Consider the following 15,995-nt stretch of genomic DNA (forward strand, 5'->3'; position numbering starts at 1 on the left):
GCGGGGGGTCGCACCCCGGCGGGACCGGCCTACCCCGCGCGCCGCCAGGTGCGCAGCAGCTCGGCGATGCGCAGGCTGGCCTGGCCGTCCCACAGCGCGGGGACGCGCCCGGCCTTGCCCCGCCCGGCCAGCGCCGCCTCCACCTCGGCCACGATGCGGCCCGGCGCCACGCCCACCAGGGTGTTGGTGCCCTCGGTGATGGTCACCGGCCGCTCGGTGTTCTCGCGCAGCGTGAAGCACGGGATGCCCAGCGCGGTGGTCTCCTCCTGCAGGCCGCCGGAGTCGGTGAGCACCAGCCTGGCCTGCGAGGTCAGGCCCAGGAACTCGAGGTAGCCGAGCGGGTCGCACAGCCGCAGGCCCGCCATGGCCTCCACCCGCCCGCCCAGGCCGGACTCGGCGAGCCGCTTGCGGGTGCGCGGGTGCACCGGGAAGACGATGGGCAGGCGCCGCTGGATGACCTCCAGCGCGTCGAGCAGGCCTGACAGCGTGGCCGGATCGTCCACGTTGGAGGGCCGGTGGAGCGTGAGCACCGCGTAGCCGCCGGTGTCCAGCCCCAGCCGGGCGGGGGCGCCGGTGGCCCGGGCCTTCGGCAGGTGCGCCAGCAGCGTGTCGATCATCACGTTGCCCACCCGGAAGATGCGCCCGGGCGGCGTGCCCTCCGCCAGCAGGTTCTGGTCGCCGTCGGCCGAGGGGGTGAGCAAGAGCTCGCAGAGCCGGTCGGTGACGATGCGGTTCACCTCCTCCGGCATGTCGAGGTCGAAGGAGCGGAGGCCGGCCTCCACGTGGGCGCAGGGGATGCGCAGCTTGGCGCAGTCGATGGCGCAGGCCATGGTGGAGTTGACGTCGCCCGCCACCACCACCAGGTCCGGCCGCTGCGCCAGGCAGATGCGCTCGAACCCCACCATCACCTTGGCGGTCTGCTCGGCGTGCGAGCCGGAGCCCACGCCCAGGTGCTCGTCGGGCACCGGCATGCCGAGCTCGGTGAAGAAGACGTCGGACATGGCCACGTCGTAGTGCTGGCCGGTGTGGACCAGGCGCTGGGTGGCGAAGCCGGCCTGGGCCACGGCCTTCATCACCGGGGCGATCTTCATGTAGTTCGGGCGCGCCCCGACGACGTGGATGATCTTCATGGCGTCCCGGCCCGGCGGCCGGCGCAGGCGCGGACGGCGGCCACCACCGCGGCCTGGTCCTCGGCGGGCAGGCTGGAGGAGGAGGGCAGGCAGAGCCCGCGCCGGTAGAGGTCGGCGGCCACCTCCCCGCCCAGGCACTCGCTGGCGGCGTAGAGCGGCTGCAGGTGCATGGGCTTCCAGACCGGGCGGGCCTCGATGTTCAGCCGGCCCAGCGCCTGGATGACGGCGTCGCGCGTGGCGCCGAAGCGCGCCTCGTCCACCAGGAAGCAGGAGAGCCAGTTGGTGTGCAGGCCGTAGGCCGCCTGCGGCATGAGGGTGAGGCCGGGCAGGTCGGCGAAGGCGTCGCGGTAGCGGAAGGCCACGGCCCGCCGCTGCGCCACCCGCTCGTCGAGCACCTCGAGCTGCCCGCGGCCGATGCCGGCCAGCACGTTGGAGAGCCGGTAGTTGTAGCCCATTTCGGTGTGATGGTACTCGACCGCCGGATCGCGCGCCTGCTGGGACCAGAAGCGCGCCTTCTCCACCCACTCCCGCCGCGCCGACGAGAGCATCCCGCCGCCGGTGGTGGTGATGATCTTGTTGCCGTTGAAGGAGAAGATGCCGAGGTCGCCCAGGGTGCCGGCCGGCTTCCCCTTGTAGAGCGTGCCCAGCGCCTCGGCGGCGTCCTCCAGCACCGGCACCCCGTGGCGGCGGCAGCTGGCCAGGATGGGGTCGAGGTCGGCGCACTGGCCGTACAGGTGCACCACCACCACCGCCTTCGGCAGCCGGCCGGCGCGAGCCTTGCGCTCCAGCAGCCGGTCGAGCAGCGCGGGGTCCAGCATCCAGGTGGCGGGGTCGCTGTCCACGAAGACCGGCTCGGCGCCCAGGTAGCGCACCGGGTTGACGCTGGCCACGAAGGTGAGCGTGGGGCAGACCACCTCGTCGCCCGGCCCCACGCCGAGCAGGCGCAGGCCGAGGTGCAGGGCGGCGGTGCCGCTGCCCAGCGCCACCGAGGGGAGGCCGAGCCGGGCCTCGAAGGCCTTCTCGAAGGCGTCGAGGTTGGGGCCCACCGTGGAGAGCCAGTTGGAGGCGAAGGCCTCGTGGACGTAGCCCTCCTCGGCGCCGCCCATGTGCGGCACGGAGAGGTAGATGCGCTTCACCGCTCGCTCCCTTCCCGGGCGCGCCGGCCTGGCCGGCACGCCCACCACCGTGAGCCCCTCGGCCACGTCCCGCACCACCGCCGCGCCCGCGCCCACCCGGACGCCGGCGCCGATGACCAGGCCGGGCAGCACCACCGCGCCGAGGCCGAGGTGGGTGCGCGCGCCCAGGGTGACGGCGCCGCCCAGGGCGGCGTTGGGCGAGAGGTGGACGTAGTCGGCGAGCAGGCAGTCGTGCTCCACCACCGCGCCGGTGTTGACGATGTTGCCGCGCCCCAGGCGCGCGTCCGGGTTGACGGTGGCGTTGGCCATCACCACGGTGCCCTCGCCGAGCGTGGCGGTGGGCGCCACCACCGCCGAGGCGTGGACCAGGGTGACCACCGTGAAGCCGGCCGCCAGGAGCCGCGCGTGGGCCCGCTCCCGCGCGCCGTTCTCGCCGACCCCCAGCGCCAGCGCGGCCTGGAGCAGGGTCGGCCGCTCGCGGCGCAGCCGGTCGAGCGACAGCACCGGCAGCCCCCACAGCGAGGTGCCGTCGAGCGCCGGGGCGTCGTCGAGGAAGCCGGCCAGCGCCCAGCCGGCGGAGCGGGCCACGTCGGCCACCACCTTCCCGTGCCCGCCGGCGCCCAGGACGAGGAGCGGTCCTGCCTGGCTCACTGGTGGTCCTCGGAACCCTTGAACTCCGGCATGGTGACGTGGCCTTCCTTCGAGATGCCCGACCGGGTGACGACCTTGAGCGCCGTCAGCGCCAGGATCTTCAGGTCCAGCGCCAGGCTCCAGTGGTCCACGTACCACACGTCCAGCGCGAACTTCTCCTCCCAGGAGATGGCGTTGCGCCCGTTCACCTGGGCCCACCCGGTGATGCCGGGCAGCACCTCGTGGCGCCGCGCCTGCTCGGGCGAGTAGCGCGGCAGGTACTGCATGAGGAGCGGGCGCGGCCCCACCAGCGAGAGGTCGCCGCGCAGCACGTTCCAGAGCTGCGGCAGCTCGTCCAGGCTGGCGGCGCGCAGGAAGCGGCCCAGGGCGGTGAGCCGCTCGGCGTCGGGCAGCGGCCGCCCGTCGCGCCCCAGGGCGTGGCGCATGGTGCGGAACTTCACCACGCGGAAGGGCCGGGCGTGGCGGCCCGGCCGCTCCTGGCGGAACAGCACCGGCGCACCCATGTCGAGGCGGATGGCCAGGGCCACCAGGGCGAGCAGCGGCGAGAGCAGCACGAGCCCGGCCGCGGCAGCCGCGCCATCCACCAGGCGCTTCACCCCGGCCCGCCAGCCCCGCTGCCGCCCCGGCCCGCTCACGGCCCCACCAGCTCGGCCAGGTGGCCCAGGTACCTGGAGGCCAGCGCCTCGCGCCCGGCGTTGGCCACCACCCAGGCCCGGCCGCTGCGCCCCATGGCGGCGCGCCCTGCCGGGTCGTCGGCCAGCGCGACGATGGCCTCGGCCAGCGCGGCGCCGTCCTCCGGCCTGGCGAACAGCCCGGCGCGGGCCTCCTCGCACACCAGCTGCCGCGCCACGCCGTCGATGGCCAGCAGCGTGGGGCGCTCGCAGGCCATGTAGTCGAAGACCTTGTTGGGGTAGACGGTGCGGAAGGTGGGGTTGTCCTGCAGGACCGCGGCGCCGGCGTCGCAGGCCCGCACCAGGGCCGGCATGCGCTCCTTGGGCTGGGCGCCGTGGAACACCAGGTTGGTGAGCCCCAGGGCGCGGGCCCGCTCCTCGTGCTGGCGCCGCTCCTGGCCGTCGCCCACCGAGGCGATGAGGATGTCCGGGCGGTGGCGCAGCCGCTCGGCGGCGTCCACCAGCTGGCCGATGGCGTTGGCCCGGCCGTGGGCGCCCGCGTACATGACCACGAAGCGGCTTCCCCAGCCGAGCTCGGCGCGCAGCGCCTGGTCCGGCGGGCCGGGCGAGAAGAGGTCCAGGTCGGCGCCGTTGGGCACGAAGACGATCTTGCCGGCAGGCGCCAGGCCCCGGCGCACCAGGTCGTCGCGGAAGGCCGGGGTGAGCACGTTGATCCGGTCGGCGGTGCGGCAGGCCCAGCGCTCCAGGGCGTAGAGGAGCCGGGTGAGCGCCGCGCCCTCCCGCAGCACGCCGGTGGTGACGGCGCTCTCGGGCCAGAGGTCGCGGATCTCGAAGACCAGCCGGGCGCCGTGGCGGCGCGCCGCCAGCCAGCCCGGCAGGGCCGCCACCAGCGGGGGCGAGGTGGCGATGACCACATCCGGGCGCTCCACCCGCAGCGCCGCGGTGGCGGCGGAGAGGGTGAAGGCGAAGAAGGCCCACATGCGGCCGAGGTAGCTCCTGCCGTAGCTGGCGGGCACGTGGCAGCGCCACACCGTGACCGGCCCGTCCTGCTCCCGGGTGGTCCAGCGGCCGGCGTAGCGCGCCGGCGCCTGGCCGGTGGTGTAGTTGACCGTGCCGGCGATGACGGTGACCTGGTGGCCGGCCTCGCTCCAGAGCCGCGCCAGCTCGTTGAAGCGCGAGCCGCCCGGCTCGCCGGGCTGCAGGTAGAACTGGTGGACGACGAGGATCCTCACGACTGTTTCGCCCAGGTCAGGGTGTGCCGACCACGAGGCCTTCCGGCCCTGTCGCCTCGAGTTGGAAGCTCAAAGAGAGGTCGGAGGTCCGAACTGTCCAGGCCTGGCCCTCAGCCGATGTGATCGCGGGCCCCGATGACAGCACGGAGACCAGGGTGATGGGTAGCAGGCCGCGCGCCTCGACCACAAGCGACGGGACGGCCACCTTCTCCGCGTAGTGTCGTGACAGCCAGCCTCGCGGCGGCTGGGCCTGACCGGCCGCGACAGTGGCCTCGGCCACGGCGGCCCGATCATCGAGGACCTGGACATGGAAGGGCCCGGCCGGCGTCCCGAGCACCATGCCACCTGGGATCGCGTGCCACGGGTGCTCACCACCCAGCCACTGGAGCCTGGCCAGGTGAACGCCATCACCCTCGATGCGGTCCACCACCACCCACAGCCCCTCTCCGGCCATCAACACCGATCGCCGGTGGACGCAGCGACCGGGGTGCCGGCGGTAGCCGTGATGCTCGCCGCTGCACCAGGCGGCCAGGCCGTCCCCGCCGAACCGCAGCAACTCCGCCTCGGTCCAGTACAGGCACTTGAACTGGCGGTAGTGGAGCATCTGATCGCGGCCGTCGACCACCACGGTGTTGTGCGCCGCGGTGCGGACGAAGTGGTCGTGCCACTCGCGCGGGCCGTTGTAGAGGTAGCTCCCAGGGTCAACCAGCACGTTCTGGCCCCTCCACCAGACGTCCAGCGAGAGCATGTCCACCTGGGCGAACCGGTCACGCACCGTGCCGCAGCGAAAGGCCGCGAAGGTGCGCTCGTCCGCGGCACGGAGCACGTGGAAGCCGGTGTGCCCGAAGGAGACGGAGCGGCGCGGTCGGGGGCGCAGCGGCGCTTGGAGAGCCGCTGCGCCGAGCCACCAGGCGGCCTCCTCGTCCCAGGGCCCGGGGGGATAGAGCCGCTCGGCCCGCGTCAGCACCGAGAGGGACTGCAAGAGCGGCCGGAAGTCGCCGTACTCGCAGGTGCTCAGGACGCAGGGCAGCGCCCCGTCGTTGAACCCGAAGTTGGGGAGGCGGCCGTCCTCCGGGTTCTGCTGCTGGTGGAGGAAGTCCAGCCCTCGCTCCATGCCAGCAAGCCATTCGCCCGGAACCGCTGCGCCCTGCGCGCGCCGCAGCGCGGCGGCGAAGAGGTACCCCTGGAGCGCGACGCGCTCGTAGTTGTGGGAGAGCTGGATGTAGCCACCGTCAGGGTAGAACTGCCGACCGGCCTGCTCCGTCAGAAGCTCGAGGGCCAGCGCGGACCACCGCGCGGCCTGCGGAAGTCCGGGCAGCGCGGTGCCGGCCAGGAGCAGGCCGACGGCCTCCGAGATGAGGTGGTTGTTGTAGACCGCCTTCTTCGAGTAGCCGAGGTGGCGCTCGATGGCGGTGGCGCCCTCGAAGAGGGCGCGGGCCAAGATCGCCTCGAGCCCGGACGGTGCGGCCTTTGCCAGCGCAGAGGCCGCGAAGGTCCAGGCCATGAGGCGAAAGGCGGTCTCCTGCCCGGACGCCCAGTGCGGCCCCTTGCCATACGGGTTGGCAGCCAGGAACCCGTCTACCTGCGCGGCCAGCGCTCGGCCGAGTCCCGTGGCCTGGTCCGGGAAGAACGCGGCGGCCCGCGCCAGGTGGTAGGCCTGCGGGAAGCGCGCGGCCTCCCAGACCAGCTTGACGTCGCCCGGGCTGGGCCGGGCCCGCAGCACCTTCGACCAGTGGACGTCCGCCGGCCAGCGCTCCCCGCTGACGGGATCCCGGTGCCAGTCGATGGGGTGCCGGTAGTCGAGCAGGTGACGGCCAAACCCGAGGATCCTTCCGCCCGCGCCCTTGCGCGCCGCATCGAGCAAGCCCTCCAGCGCCGGCGCGCCAATGGTCCCACGCAGCCCGCCCAACTCCGCCGGGTGGCCGAAGGGTAGCCCGGGCGCCAGCGAGAGCCGGGCTGGCGGCCTCGGTGGCCCGTCGAGCACCGCCAGCAGCCCGGACCGTAGCTCGAACTCCCAGGCGGCCCGGAACGCCAGCCCGCCCGGCCCGAGCTCCAGCATCTCCTGCGCGCGATCGCGGACGCCCCCGAGTATCGACGACACGCTCAAGGCACCTGGAAGGCGACGCCCTCGCGAAGGCTGCGCACCGCCAGAAGGCTGGCGCTGGTGACCGCCCTGAGCTCCTCCCACGGAATCGGCCAGGGGCCGCCCGTCCTGCAAGCTTCCAGGAAGGCCTCGAGCTCGCTCCGATGCCCCTTGTCCCGGCCCGCCGACTCCCTGGTGCGGGCGCCATCCCGCCAAAGCTCGATGGTCTCCCACCCGTCGAGCACCGCCACCCGACCGCCCCCGAAGACCTCCAGCCGCTCGGACGGGAAGGCCTTGTCGCCGCCCGCCTGGTAGAAGACCACCGAGAGGCTGCCGTTGGCGTGCCTCACCGAGATGGCCACCCGGTCGTCGGCGGCCTCGATGCCTTGCACGAGCGCCACCGACTCGGCCTGGACCCGGACCGGCAGGCTGCCGGCCAACGCGACGCAGGTGTCCAGGGCGTGGCAAGCCTCTCCCACCAGCCTCCCGCCGCCAACCTCCTCGTCCTGGGTCCAGTGCTCCTTCGGGATCGGCCCGGGCGCGAACCGATAGGAGATGCTGAGTGGCACGGCCCCGCCCATGTGGCGCTTCACCCGCGCCAGCCCTGGCGCGAAGCGCCGGTTGAAGCCGACGGTGAGGAGCGGGCAGGCCGCGCCAAGCCCCTCGACGCAGGCCTCGATCCGCTGGAGCTCCTCCTCGTTGATGCACAGCGGCTTCTCGACGAACACGTGCTTGCCGGCCTGCAGCGCCGCCACCACCAGGTCGGCGTGCAGGTCGTGGCGCGTCGCGATCAGCACGGCCTGGGTGGAGGCGTCGGCCAGGATCTCGGCGACGTCGGTGGTGGCGAAGGCGAAACCCCTGGTGCGGGCCGCCTGCTCGCCGGACATGCCCTTCGCCGTGCAGAGCCCCCGCCAGACAAACCCCTGGACCCGGTCGAGCACGGGCATGAGCACCAGTCGCGCGTAGTTGCCGGCGCCGACGAGGCTCACTCCGACGGGACCTGCCGCCGCCGGCGCCCGGGCGAAGTCCACCCTCCGCCGCAGCGGCCGCTCCTCCTTCGGGTATTGGAGGATGATCCCGAGGGCCGACTTGTCCCGCGAGGTCACCAGATCGTAGGCGGTCCCGGCCTCCTCGATGGGGAACCGGTGGGTGGTGAGCCGCTCGACCGGCAGCTTGCCTTGCTCCACCAGGTCCAGCACCGCTTCCATGTTCCGCCGCGCCGTCCAGCGGGCGTGACCGATGGGGTAGTCGATCCCCTTATCCTCGTAGGAGGGGTCGTTGCGCCCAGGGCCGAGCGAGGAGGAGACCGTGAACTCGAGCTCCTTGGCGAAGAAGGGCGGTCGCGGGAGCTGGAGCCCGACCACTCCCACCAGGACGATGCGGCCCTTGGTGCGGCACGCCGCGGCCGAGAACTCGATGGGCTCGTTGCTCTCGGTGGCGGCCGTGATGACCGCGGCGTCCACGCCGTGCCCCCCGGTGAAGGCTTTGATGGCGTCGAGCGGGGAGCCCTGCGCCACCACGTCCGCCCCGAAGCTGCGCGCCAGCTCCAGCTTGGCGGGATCGATGTCCGTCCCGATCACCCGGCACCCCTGCGCCTTCAGCAGGGCCACGCAGATCTGTCCGATGAGCCCCAGGCCGATCACCAGGACGCGCTCCCCCAGCGTGACCTTGGCGAGCCGCACGCCCTCGAGCCCGATGGCCGCCACCGAGGTGTAAGCCGCCTGCTCGTCGGTGACGCCGTCGGGGATCCTGGCGCAGAGGTTCCGGCCAACCGACACGACGCCCGCGTGGGGACCAGCGCAGGCCACCCGGTCCCCTGGCTTGAAGTCCTGCACGCCGCGCCCACACTCCAGCACAACCCCCGCGGCCGAGTACCCCAGCGGCATCGGCTCGCTCAGCTTGGCGAGCACCTGCTGTGCCGTGGCCACCAGCCCTTCGTTCTTGAGCTTCTGGAGGACCCGCTTCACGTGGTCCGGGCGCTGGCGCGCCTTGCCGAGGAGGCTCTTGCGCGCCAGCTCGACCACGTAGCGCTCGGTGCCGGCCGAGAGCAGCGACGCGGCGATGGCGACCACCAGCTGGCCCGGGCCCGCGATGGGGGCCGGGATCTCACGCACCTCGGTCCTGCCAGACCGGACGTCCTGAACCACCTGCTTCATCACTCGCCCCCAGGGAACCCGCCGACGGCGGCCGGGCCCGGTCGATGGTTCTCGGTCTCCCGGCTCACCAACATGGTGCCCTCCGGCTTTTAGCTTGGATGGCGCGGCACCAGCAAGCTAACGTGCTGCTTCGACATGAGAATTCTGGGTGACGACTGGCAGGACGGCTTCCTGGACGAGGCGATGAGGCCGGGGCACTGCCGGGTGCAGGTCTCGACCTGGCACACGGTGGCGCCGCTCACCGACCTGTACTTCGTTCGCCCGCGGAGCTTCCGGCTGCTCTTCAACTATTGGCGCGAGGTTGGAGCCAGGAACGTGGTGCGCAAGGTGGTCTCGCGCACCAAGGAGCGCCTGCGGAACCAGAAGTTCGTGGCTGTCGGGACGGGTCAGGTACTCGAGGCCGCGGGGCTCGGCACCCCGCCGGCCGGGAGCTGGGTCGCGTTCGTCGCGCCTGCCCACCCCGCCGGCATGGAGCGGGTGGTGCTGCACGCCGACCTGGTGCGGCTCGTCGAGCGCCCGCCCGCGGCCGCACCCACCGCCCCGGCGTGCGGGACCACGACGTTCCCGGGCGCCGTCGAGCTGGCCCAGGTGGTCGGCGGCTGGACCTCGGACGCCGGAACTCCCGCGCCCAGGCAGGCGATCGAGGCCTTGTTGGCCGGCGCGCCCACGGGCCCCACAGCGCTCGACGAAGCCCGCCCATCTGCGCCCCCTCCGTCGGTCCTTCGGGAGCGGACCAAGGCCGGGGCGGTGCCGTCGGGCCGGCCTACCGCGGTCATCTTCGGACTCGGCAACTACGCCAAGACGGCCATCCTCCCGAACCTGCGGGGCCACCTGGACGTGCGGTGCATCCACGAGGTGGACCCCTGCCAGATTGGTGCTACCGCCGACGGGACGGGCGTAGCGCTCGATACCTCGCCGCTGCCCCGAACCGACGAGCGGTACGATGCATGGTTCATCGCCGGCTTCCACCACCACCATGCGGGGCTCGCCGTCCATGCGCTGCGGCAAGGGGCGGCCGCCGTGGTGGAGAAGCCGCTGGTGACGACCCGCGCCCAGCTGGACCTCCTGGCCGCCGCGCTCGCCGACGGAGCCGGCCGACTCTTCGGCTGCTTCCAGCGACGGTACCTTCCGTTCAACGCCTGGGCGCGCCAGGACCTGCAGTCTCGACCCCAGGACCCCATCTCCTACCACTGCATCGTCTACGAGGTGCCCTTGCCCGCGCGTCACTGGTACCGCTGGCCGAACAGCCGATCCAGGGTCATCTCGAACGGCTGCCACTGGCTCGACCACTTCCTCTTCCTCAATGACTTCGCCGCGCCGGTGCAGCGCTCCGTGCAGGCCTCCCGGGACGGCACCGCCAGCGTGACCGTGGAGCTGGAGAACGGGGCCGTCTTCACCATGGCGCTGACGGATCAGGGCAGCAGCCGCATCGGGGTCCAGGACCACGTGGAGCTGCGCCTGGGCGTGCGGACCGTGACGATGCGCAACGCCAGCCACTACGCCGCAGAAGGCCCCACCCGGTTCCTGCGGAGGGCCCGCATCAACAAGCTGGACGTCTACGGAGCCATGTACCGGCAGATCGCGAAGGCCATCGCGCAGGGTGCGCCCGGTGACCCGGTGGCGTCGGTGCTGGTCTCCTCCCAGCTGGCCATCGACCTCGACGAGGCCTACCAGGCCGCCATGGGGGGGGCCGGCTAGTCCTCCGGCCGGCCGCTCGCCTGCAGCGCGCGCTGGAACAGCGCCACGCTCTGCTCGACGGCCGAGTCCGTCTCGGACATGGCCAGGGCGAAGCGCCGGCCGGCTTCCGCCATCGCCTCGTGCTCCGCCGGCCCCATGACGACGCAAGCCGCCAGCGCGCGCTGCCAGGCATCTTCGTCGTCGAGCGGCAGGTCCCAGCCAGTGCCCGCCGACTCCAGGTCGCGCCACGGCGTCTTGTCGCTGATCACCGGCGGGCAGCCGGCCACCAGTGCCTCGAAGATGGAGTGCCCGAAGTTCTCGCCGAGCGTGGGGAGCAGCAGGAAGTCGTTCTGCTGCATGGTGGACAGGACCTGGCTGTGCTCCACCGGCCCCAGGTAGCGGAGCGTCAGTTCCGGGCCCCGGGCGGCCGCGCGCTGGCACGCGTCCCAGTAAGGGAGATCGTCAATCGGACCGTAGACGTCGAGCGAGGTCGGCTGGCCCAGCTTCGCCAGCATCCGGACTCCGAACTCCAGGTTCTTCACCCTGGCGATGCGGGCCAGGTAGACGAAGCGGGCCTGCCCGGCGACCTTGGCAGGGCGCCCCTCCATCGCCATGGCGCTGGCTTCGGGCAGGGCGTCGATGGCCACGGCGATGTTCCTCGAGACCCGCACCTCCGCGTCCGCGGGCAGGGCCCGCTCGATGTCGGCTCGCTCGAACTCGGTCGACGCCTGCCACAGGGTGTCGCGGAACCACCCCGCCCTGATGGCCAGCCTCAGGAAGAGCTTCTTCTTGAGACGCTTCAGCCCGAGTGCGCTGGACGCCATCTCGCCCCTGGGCGCGATGATGAACGGGAGCCGTCTCACCAGCCCGAGCTTGCGCAGCAACAGGAACCGGATGGTCAGTCGAGAGAAGAGGCTGTTGGTGTAGACGACGTGCGGGTCGACCTCCCGCACCAGCCTGGCCAGGTTCCACCAGGACAGGGCGCCTGGTGAGGCGTAGTAGACCCGGGCCCGGCCCACCTGGACCCATTGGTTCCGCGGGACATCCGGGTAGGGCTCGTGGACCCCCTGATCCCGGTCGCGCGTGAAGAGCAGGAACTGGTACCGCGGCGGCATCTTCGAGACCAGGTTGCTGACCGTGCGCGTCGGGCCCCCGTGGCGGAAGCCCGGGAGATAGTGGTCGACCAGGGTGAAGATCCGAATGGGCGGGTCAGTCATGGACCTCCCGGCGTTCGTCGGCGCCAGCACCTTGGCGAGCTCCAGAGGCCGCCCGCGCAGCGACGAAGACTCGTTCCAGCTTCTCCGCCGCACCGGCCGGAGAGTACTCCGCCGCGACCCAGGCCCGTGCCTTCACTGCCGCCGTTCTCAGGCCTTCGAGGCGTTCCCTTGCTCCGGTCAAGGCCTCGGCGAGGCTCCCCGCATCGTCCCGGTCGTACTCGAGCAAGGAACCCTTGTCGGGCAGCGGGAACTCACCCAGCCTGGAGGTGACCACCGGCAGGCCGGCCCCGATGTACTCGACCATCTTGAAGGGGAAGATCTGGCCGCGCCGGCCCTGTGGCATGCGGTGGGGGTTCACGGCCACGTCGGCCCGCCCGAGCAGGTTCACCAGCGCCTCGCGCCCTACCTCCCCATGGACCCGCACCGGGACCCGGCAGCGCGTCGCTTGGGCACGCAGGGCGACCAGGTCGCGCCCCGCGCCCACCACGTCGACCTCCACCGGAAACCCGAGGCCGTCTGCGGCCTCCAGCAGCAGGTCGGGACCCTTCTCGCGGTTGATGCCGCCCGTGTAGATGAGCCGCAAGGGGTCCTGCGACGCCGGGCCGGCCTTGATGGGCAGGGCGAGGGAGTCGTCGCCGATCAGGCCCGGGATGACGACCCCGTTGCCGACGTCGAGCTGCCGGAGGAGCTCCGGAGAGACGGCCACCACGCCGGTGACGGCGCCTCGGGCCGCGGCGATGGCACGCCGGCCCCGGCGAACGTGCCAGGCCTGCAGCTGGGCCCCGACGGGCGCCAGCGCGTCGTCCTCGTACTCGACCACCAGCGGGGTCCCGGTTCGGGCGCAGTAGGCCAGGACTGGACGCAGGAAGTACCACTCGAGGTTGTAGAGGAAGAGCACGTCGAACCGTGCCACCCTTGCCAAGAAGCGTCCCAGCACCTGTGACGCCACCAGCAGGTTGGCCCGCCGTAAGTCCAGGCCCGGCAGGTAGCAGACCCTGGCACCGCCGCACTCCGGCTCGGGCACGTCGAACCCCGGATACCACCGCAAGCTGTCCTCCGAGACCGTGGCGGGCGACACCACCTGGACCTCGTGGCCGCGAGCCACCAGGCCCCTGACGAAGAGCTCGATCTTCTTGCTCGGCCCGAGGGTGCGGTTGCGCCGGTGCCCGCGCTGCGCCACCACCGCGCTGCCCTGGTAGTTCGTGACGTACAGCACCTTCATGGCGGGTCGCCCCGCGCGGGGTCCGGCTGGCTCGGGCCGGTTTCCTCCGCTGCGCCAGCTACCGCAGCGCGCAGCGCCGCGACCTCGTGGAAGGCAGGGCCCAGTGCGCGGAGGCGGCTATCGGGCCAGTCCCACCAGCGGAGGTCCAGGAGGAAGCGCACGTCCTCCTCAGGGAAGCGCAGGCGCAGCCGCTTGGCCGGCACGCCGACCACGATCTCGTAGGGCTCGACGTCACGGGTGACCACGGCGCCTGCCCCGACGATGGCGCCGTGGCCGATCTTGACCCCGGCCGAGATGAACGCGTTGGCCCCGATCCAGACGTCCGCGCCGATCTCCACCGGGACGTGTTCTTCGAAGGGGTTCACCGCGTAGCCGCGCTCGGCCGGCCAGGAGGGCGAGAAGAAGGCAGGGTGGGAGGTGGCGAAGCCCCTGGCGGGATGCCGACCGATGCCCGAGATCACTCCTGGCCCTATGGCGCAGAACGGGCCAAAGGTGGTGTTGGCTGCCCAGAGACGGAAGGCGCAGTAGGTCTGCCGCCCCATGGACGTCGCCATGAGGGTGCTGTCCGGCCCGACGGAGACACCCGGCCCGAACTGGCACCGGCCGTCCACGCTGGTCCGGGCCCCGAAGGTCACCTGCGGGTAGAGCAGGCGCTTCCGACCCTGCATCACGAGCCACCGCGCGACGGCGCGTGCCACCTCGAGCGCGGTGCGGGGCCCGAGGCCGGCGACCAGCAGGCGCAGCGCGGAAGCGGCGCTGGCGGTGCGGGGCCCGCTCACGGTCCCCTCAACTGCGCGGTCAGATCGACGATGCGCTTGACCCAGGTGTGATCACGCAGGGAGCGGGCGCGCGCAGCAGCGCGGATGCGCTCCTGCTCGCCGGGCCTGTGGAGCACCCAGGCCAGCACCTCTGCGCACTCCTCGACCGACGCGTAGCACAGGATCTCGGAGCCGATGGCGTAGTGATCCGCCAGTTCGGGGTTGAAGCTGGTCAGGTAGACTGCCCCGCACATGGGCACCTCGAAGTCCCGTCCCTTCAAGTGCTTGATCCTGTCGGTATGTCCGACGCCGCCCATGCCCAGGACGACCTTGGCGCGCCCGTAGAGATCCACCATCGACTCGAACGGCACGGGCCCGCCTGGCCAGCCTGGTCCGTGGGCACTGACCTGAAATCCCATCTGCCCGAGCCGCCTGACCAGATCAAGGCGCGCACCATAGCCACGCCCGAGCCACAGGACGTCGAGGTCCCGCTCCGCGACGGTGGGCGCGAAGAAATCGGGTGAGGCCGCCTCTGGTGCGTACCAGGGGCGCGCGCCCTCGGCCGCGAGCCAGTCCACCCCCGCTCGCCAGGTGGTCCAGTAGAGGTCTGCGCCCCGGGCCGCCTCCATCTGCCAGCCCACCAGGCCTCCTTGCGGCGGGCCGGGGAGCTGCTGCTTGTCATCCAGTCCGAGGACGACCGTCCAGATCCCACGGGCTCCAAGCTCGCGCAGCAGGTCCGGGTCCAGGTATGCGCCGCTGGCGTACAGGAACGCCACGTCGACCGGGGAGGTGCGGGATGAGGACTCGACGAAGGCGAGGAACTGCCGGCCCAGTTCTCCCCGCAGGGCCTGGCTCGGGCTCCCCGCCGCACGGGCCTGTGGCGCGTAGTCGAAGTGGCTGGCCTGCCCAAGCGACGCAAACGCTGGCCAGAGGCCATGCTGCTCCCAGTCGTTGGCCCCGAAGATGGCGAAGTGCGGCCTCGCAGGCACGGGTCGACGCGCGACGCGCCGTTTCCCGAGCGCCGAACCCAGCGCCGCGGGCTCGCGAGCGGGCGCCGCCCGCACGGCGCCGAGCCGCTGCCGGAAGGCCGCGAGCTGCTGCTGCTCGCGCGCCCGGCTCCACCACGCATAGGCGGCCGTTGTCCGAAGGTGGATCGCCAGGCTCATGGCGTGACGCGCAGGAGCGGTGAGCCCTGGTCCGGGACGGTGAAGGCCCGCTGCCCGACGAACCGCTTCGGCTGCCACAGGCAGTCGAGCACGTAGCCGACGTCGATGCTGGTGGCCGCCAGCGGTCGCACCTGCTCGAGGACGTTGAGCGCGCCCACTCCGGCGCCCACCAGCACCAGGTCCACGTCTCGCAGGCCGCCCAGGTCGACGCGGTCCAGCATCGACTTGCTGCGGGAGATCTTGCGGAACTGCATCGACTCGGCTCCGAGCGCCAGCAGTGTCCGCTCGATCCCAGGCGCCTTGGTGCCGTCCTCGTCCGAGGTGACCACCAGGATGCGGCGCCCACGGTAAAATCGGTCTGCCCCAGGACCGAGCAGGAGCGCGTAGACGAAGTAGAAGGGGAAGTAGTTCTGCTCGTCGAGGTGGATGCGGTTGGCGTCCATCCAGTCGCACATCGGTCGGATGTACTGACGCGGAAAGTGCAGGTGGGAGACGTAGTTCACCGCCAGGATGCCCTCCGCCGAAAGCTGCTGGACGCGGCGACCGTATCCCTCCCGGGCGACCTTCCACTCCTCTGGGGTGTAGTTCTCGAAGCCGTAGCCCACGGTGCCCGACCGGAACTGGTCGACGTTGTGCTTGAGGAGGGCCTTGGCCCAGGAGCGCATCGTCATCCGCGGATAGCGGAGCAGGAAGTCCGCGGTGTAGGGGCGCCAGCCGCAGACGAAGACGAACTCGCCGTCCGACATGCGGTAGATGGGGAGGAAGCCCGACCGCATGGAGAGCCTGGCCTCGAAGTCGCCCAGCCACTCCGCCGCGCGGCGGGGCCTGATGGTGGCCTGCCGAACCTCGCCGACGGGAACGCTACCGCTGAACTCGGGGAGCGCCAGGTCCACCCAGCTGGTCAGGCGACCTCTGGTTGATTGGGGGGTCATAAC

12 protein-coding genes are annotated in these 15,995 nt (G+C 72.2%); 1 reads left to right on the forward strand and 11 read right to left on the reverse strand.

The genetic code is table 11. The features are described from left to right. Positions 1-29 precede the first annotated feature (29 nt). The 6 genes from wecB to IPO09_18675 are packed head-to-tail and all read right to left on the reverse strand — an operon-like array spanning position 30 to position 9,020. Positions 30-1,130 (reverse strand): UDP-N-acetylglucosamine 2-epimerase (non-hydrolyzing), encoded by a 1,101-nt coding sequence (gene wecB, locus IPO09_18650; protein ID MBK9519320.1) that lies wholly within the window; start codon positions 1,128-1,130, stop codon positions 30-32. Then, on the reverse strand, positions 1,127-2,917 hold the full coding sequence (locus IPO09_18655) for a NeuD/PglB/VioB family sugar acetyltransferase (protein MBK9519321.1): 1,791 nt from the start codon (positions 2,915-2,917) through the stop codon (positions 1,127-1,129). Before IPO09_18655 ends, wecB begins: the two co-directional genes overlap by 4 nt. Then, positions 2,914-3,513 carry a sugar transferase gene (locus IPO09_18660; protein MBK9519322.1) on the reverse strand — a complete coding sequence of 200 codons (600 nt, stop codon included), beginning with the start codon at positions 3,511-3,513 and terminating at the stop codon, positions 2,914-2,916. Before IPO09_18660 ends, IPO09_18655 begins: the two co-directional genes overlap by 4 nt. 35 nt (positions 3,514-3,548) lie before the next feature. Continuing rightward, the gene (locus IPO09_18665; protein MBK9519323.1) at positions 3,549-4,781 is read right to left on the reverse strand and encodes a glycosyltransferase family 4 protein; all 1,233 of its coding nucleotides are present in this window, start codon (positions 4,779-4,781) and stop codon (positions 3,549-3,551) included. 16 nt (positions 4,782-4,797) lie between these two features. Continuing rightward, entirely contained in the window at positions 4,798-6,882 is a 2,085-nt protein-coding gene (locus IPO09_18670; protein ID MBK9519324.1) for an alginate lyase family protein, read from the reverse strand. 2 nt (positions 6,883-6,884) lie between these two features. Next, entirely contained in the window at positions 6,885-9,020 is a 2,136-nt protein-coding gene (locus IPO09_18675) for a bi-domain-containing oxidoreductase (GenBank protein ID MBK9519325.1), read from the reverse strand. 135 nt (positions 9,021-9,155) lie between these two features. Between IPO09_18675 and IPO09_18680 the strand changes: the two genes are divergently transcribed. Beyond that, positions 9,156-10,718 (forward strand): Gfo/Idh/MocA family oxidoreductase, encoded by a 1,563-nt coding sequence (locus IPO09_18680; GenBank protein ID MBK9519326.1) that lies wholly within the window; start codon positions 9,156-9,158, stop codon positions 10,716-10,718. Here the strand turns inward: IPO09_18680 and IPO09_18685 are convergent. The 5 genes from IPO09_18685 to IPO09_18705 all read right to left on the reverse strand — a co-directional run bounded on the left by IPO09_18685 (position 10,715) and on the right by IPO09_18705 (position 15,992). Further along, positions 10,715-11,944: a glycosyltransferase gene (locus IPO09_18685; protein ID MBK9519327.1), complete on the reverse strand. Its 1,230-nt coding sequence runs from the start codon at positions 11,942-11,944 to the stop codon at positions 10,715-10,717. The two genes, IPO09_18680 and IPO09_18685, sit on opposite strands and share 4 nt — an antisense overlap. Then, positions 11,907-13,136, reverse strand: a complete 1,230-nt coding sequence (locus tag IPO09_18690; protein MBK9519328.1) for a glycosyltransferase family 4 protein — start codon at positions 13,134-13,136, stop codon at positions 11,907-11,909. Before IPO09_18690 ends, IPO09_18685 begins: the two co-directional genes overlap by 38 nt. After that, positions 13,133-13,690, reverse strand: a complete 558-nt coding sequence (locus IPO09_18695; GenBank protein MBK9519329.1) for a CatB-related O-acetyltransferase — start codon at positions 13,688-13,690, stop codon at positions 13,133-13,135. Before IPO09_18695 ends, IPO09_18690 begins: the two co-directional genes overlap by 4 nt. A 221-nt stretch (positions 13,691-13,911) precedes the next feature. Next, positions 13,912-15,060 (reverse strand): glycosyltransferase family 1 protein, encoded by a 1,149-nt coding sequence (locus IPO09_18700; protein MBK9519330.1) that lies wholly within the window; start codon positions 15,058-15,060, stop codon positions 13,912-13,914. Further along, entirely contained in the window at positions 15,057-15,992 is a 936-nt protein-coding gene (locus IPO09_18705; GenBank protein ID MBK9519331.1) for a hypothetical protein, read from the reverse strand. The genes IPO09_18700 and IPO09_18705 overlap by 4 nt, the downstream gene beginning before the upstream one ends. Positions 15,993-15,995 lie beyond the last annotated feature (3 nt).

Origin of the sequence: Anaeromyxobacter sp. (assembly GCA_016718565.1) — a bacterium.
Taxonomy (GTDB): domain Bacteria; phylum Myxococcota; class Myxococcia; order Myxococcales; family Anaeromyxobacteraceae; genus JADKCZ01.

What these genes read in the sequence shown, in the direction of transcription:
- IPO09_18700 (MBK9519330.1), bottom strand. Translation starts at nt 15,060, where the DNA reads ATGAGCCTGGCGATCCACCTTCGGACAACGGCCGCCTATGCGTGGTGG.
- wecB (MBK9519320.1), bottom strand. Translation starts at nt 1,130, where the DNA reads ATGAAGATCATCCACGTCGTCGGGGCGCGCCCGAACTACATGAAGATC.
- IPO09_18690 (MBK9519328.1), bottom strand. Translation starts at nt 13,136, where the DNA reads ATGAAGGTGCTGTACGTCACGAACTACCAGGGCAGCGCGGTGGTGGCG.
- IPO09_18680 (MBK9519326.1), top strand. Translation starts at nt 9,156, where the DNA reads ATGAGAATTCTGGGTGACGACTGGCAGGACGGCTTCCTGGACGAGGCG.
- IPO09_18705 (MBK9519331.1), bottom strand. Translation starts at nt 15,992, where the DNA reads ATGACCCCCCAATCAACCAGAGGTCGCCTGACCAGCTGGGTGGACCTG.
- IPO09_18695 (MBK9519329.1), bottom strand. Translation starts at nt 13,690, where the DNA reads ATGGCGACGTCCATGGGGCGGCAGACCTACTGCGCCTTCCGTCTCTGG.
- IPO09_18675 (MBK9519325.1), bottom strand. Translation starts at nt 9,020, where the DNA reads ATGAAGCAGGTGGTTCAGGACGTCCGGTCTGGCAGGACCGAGGTGCGT.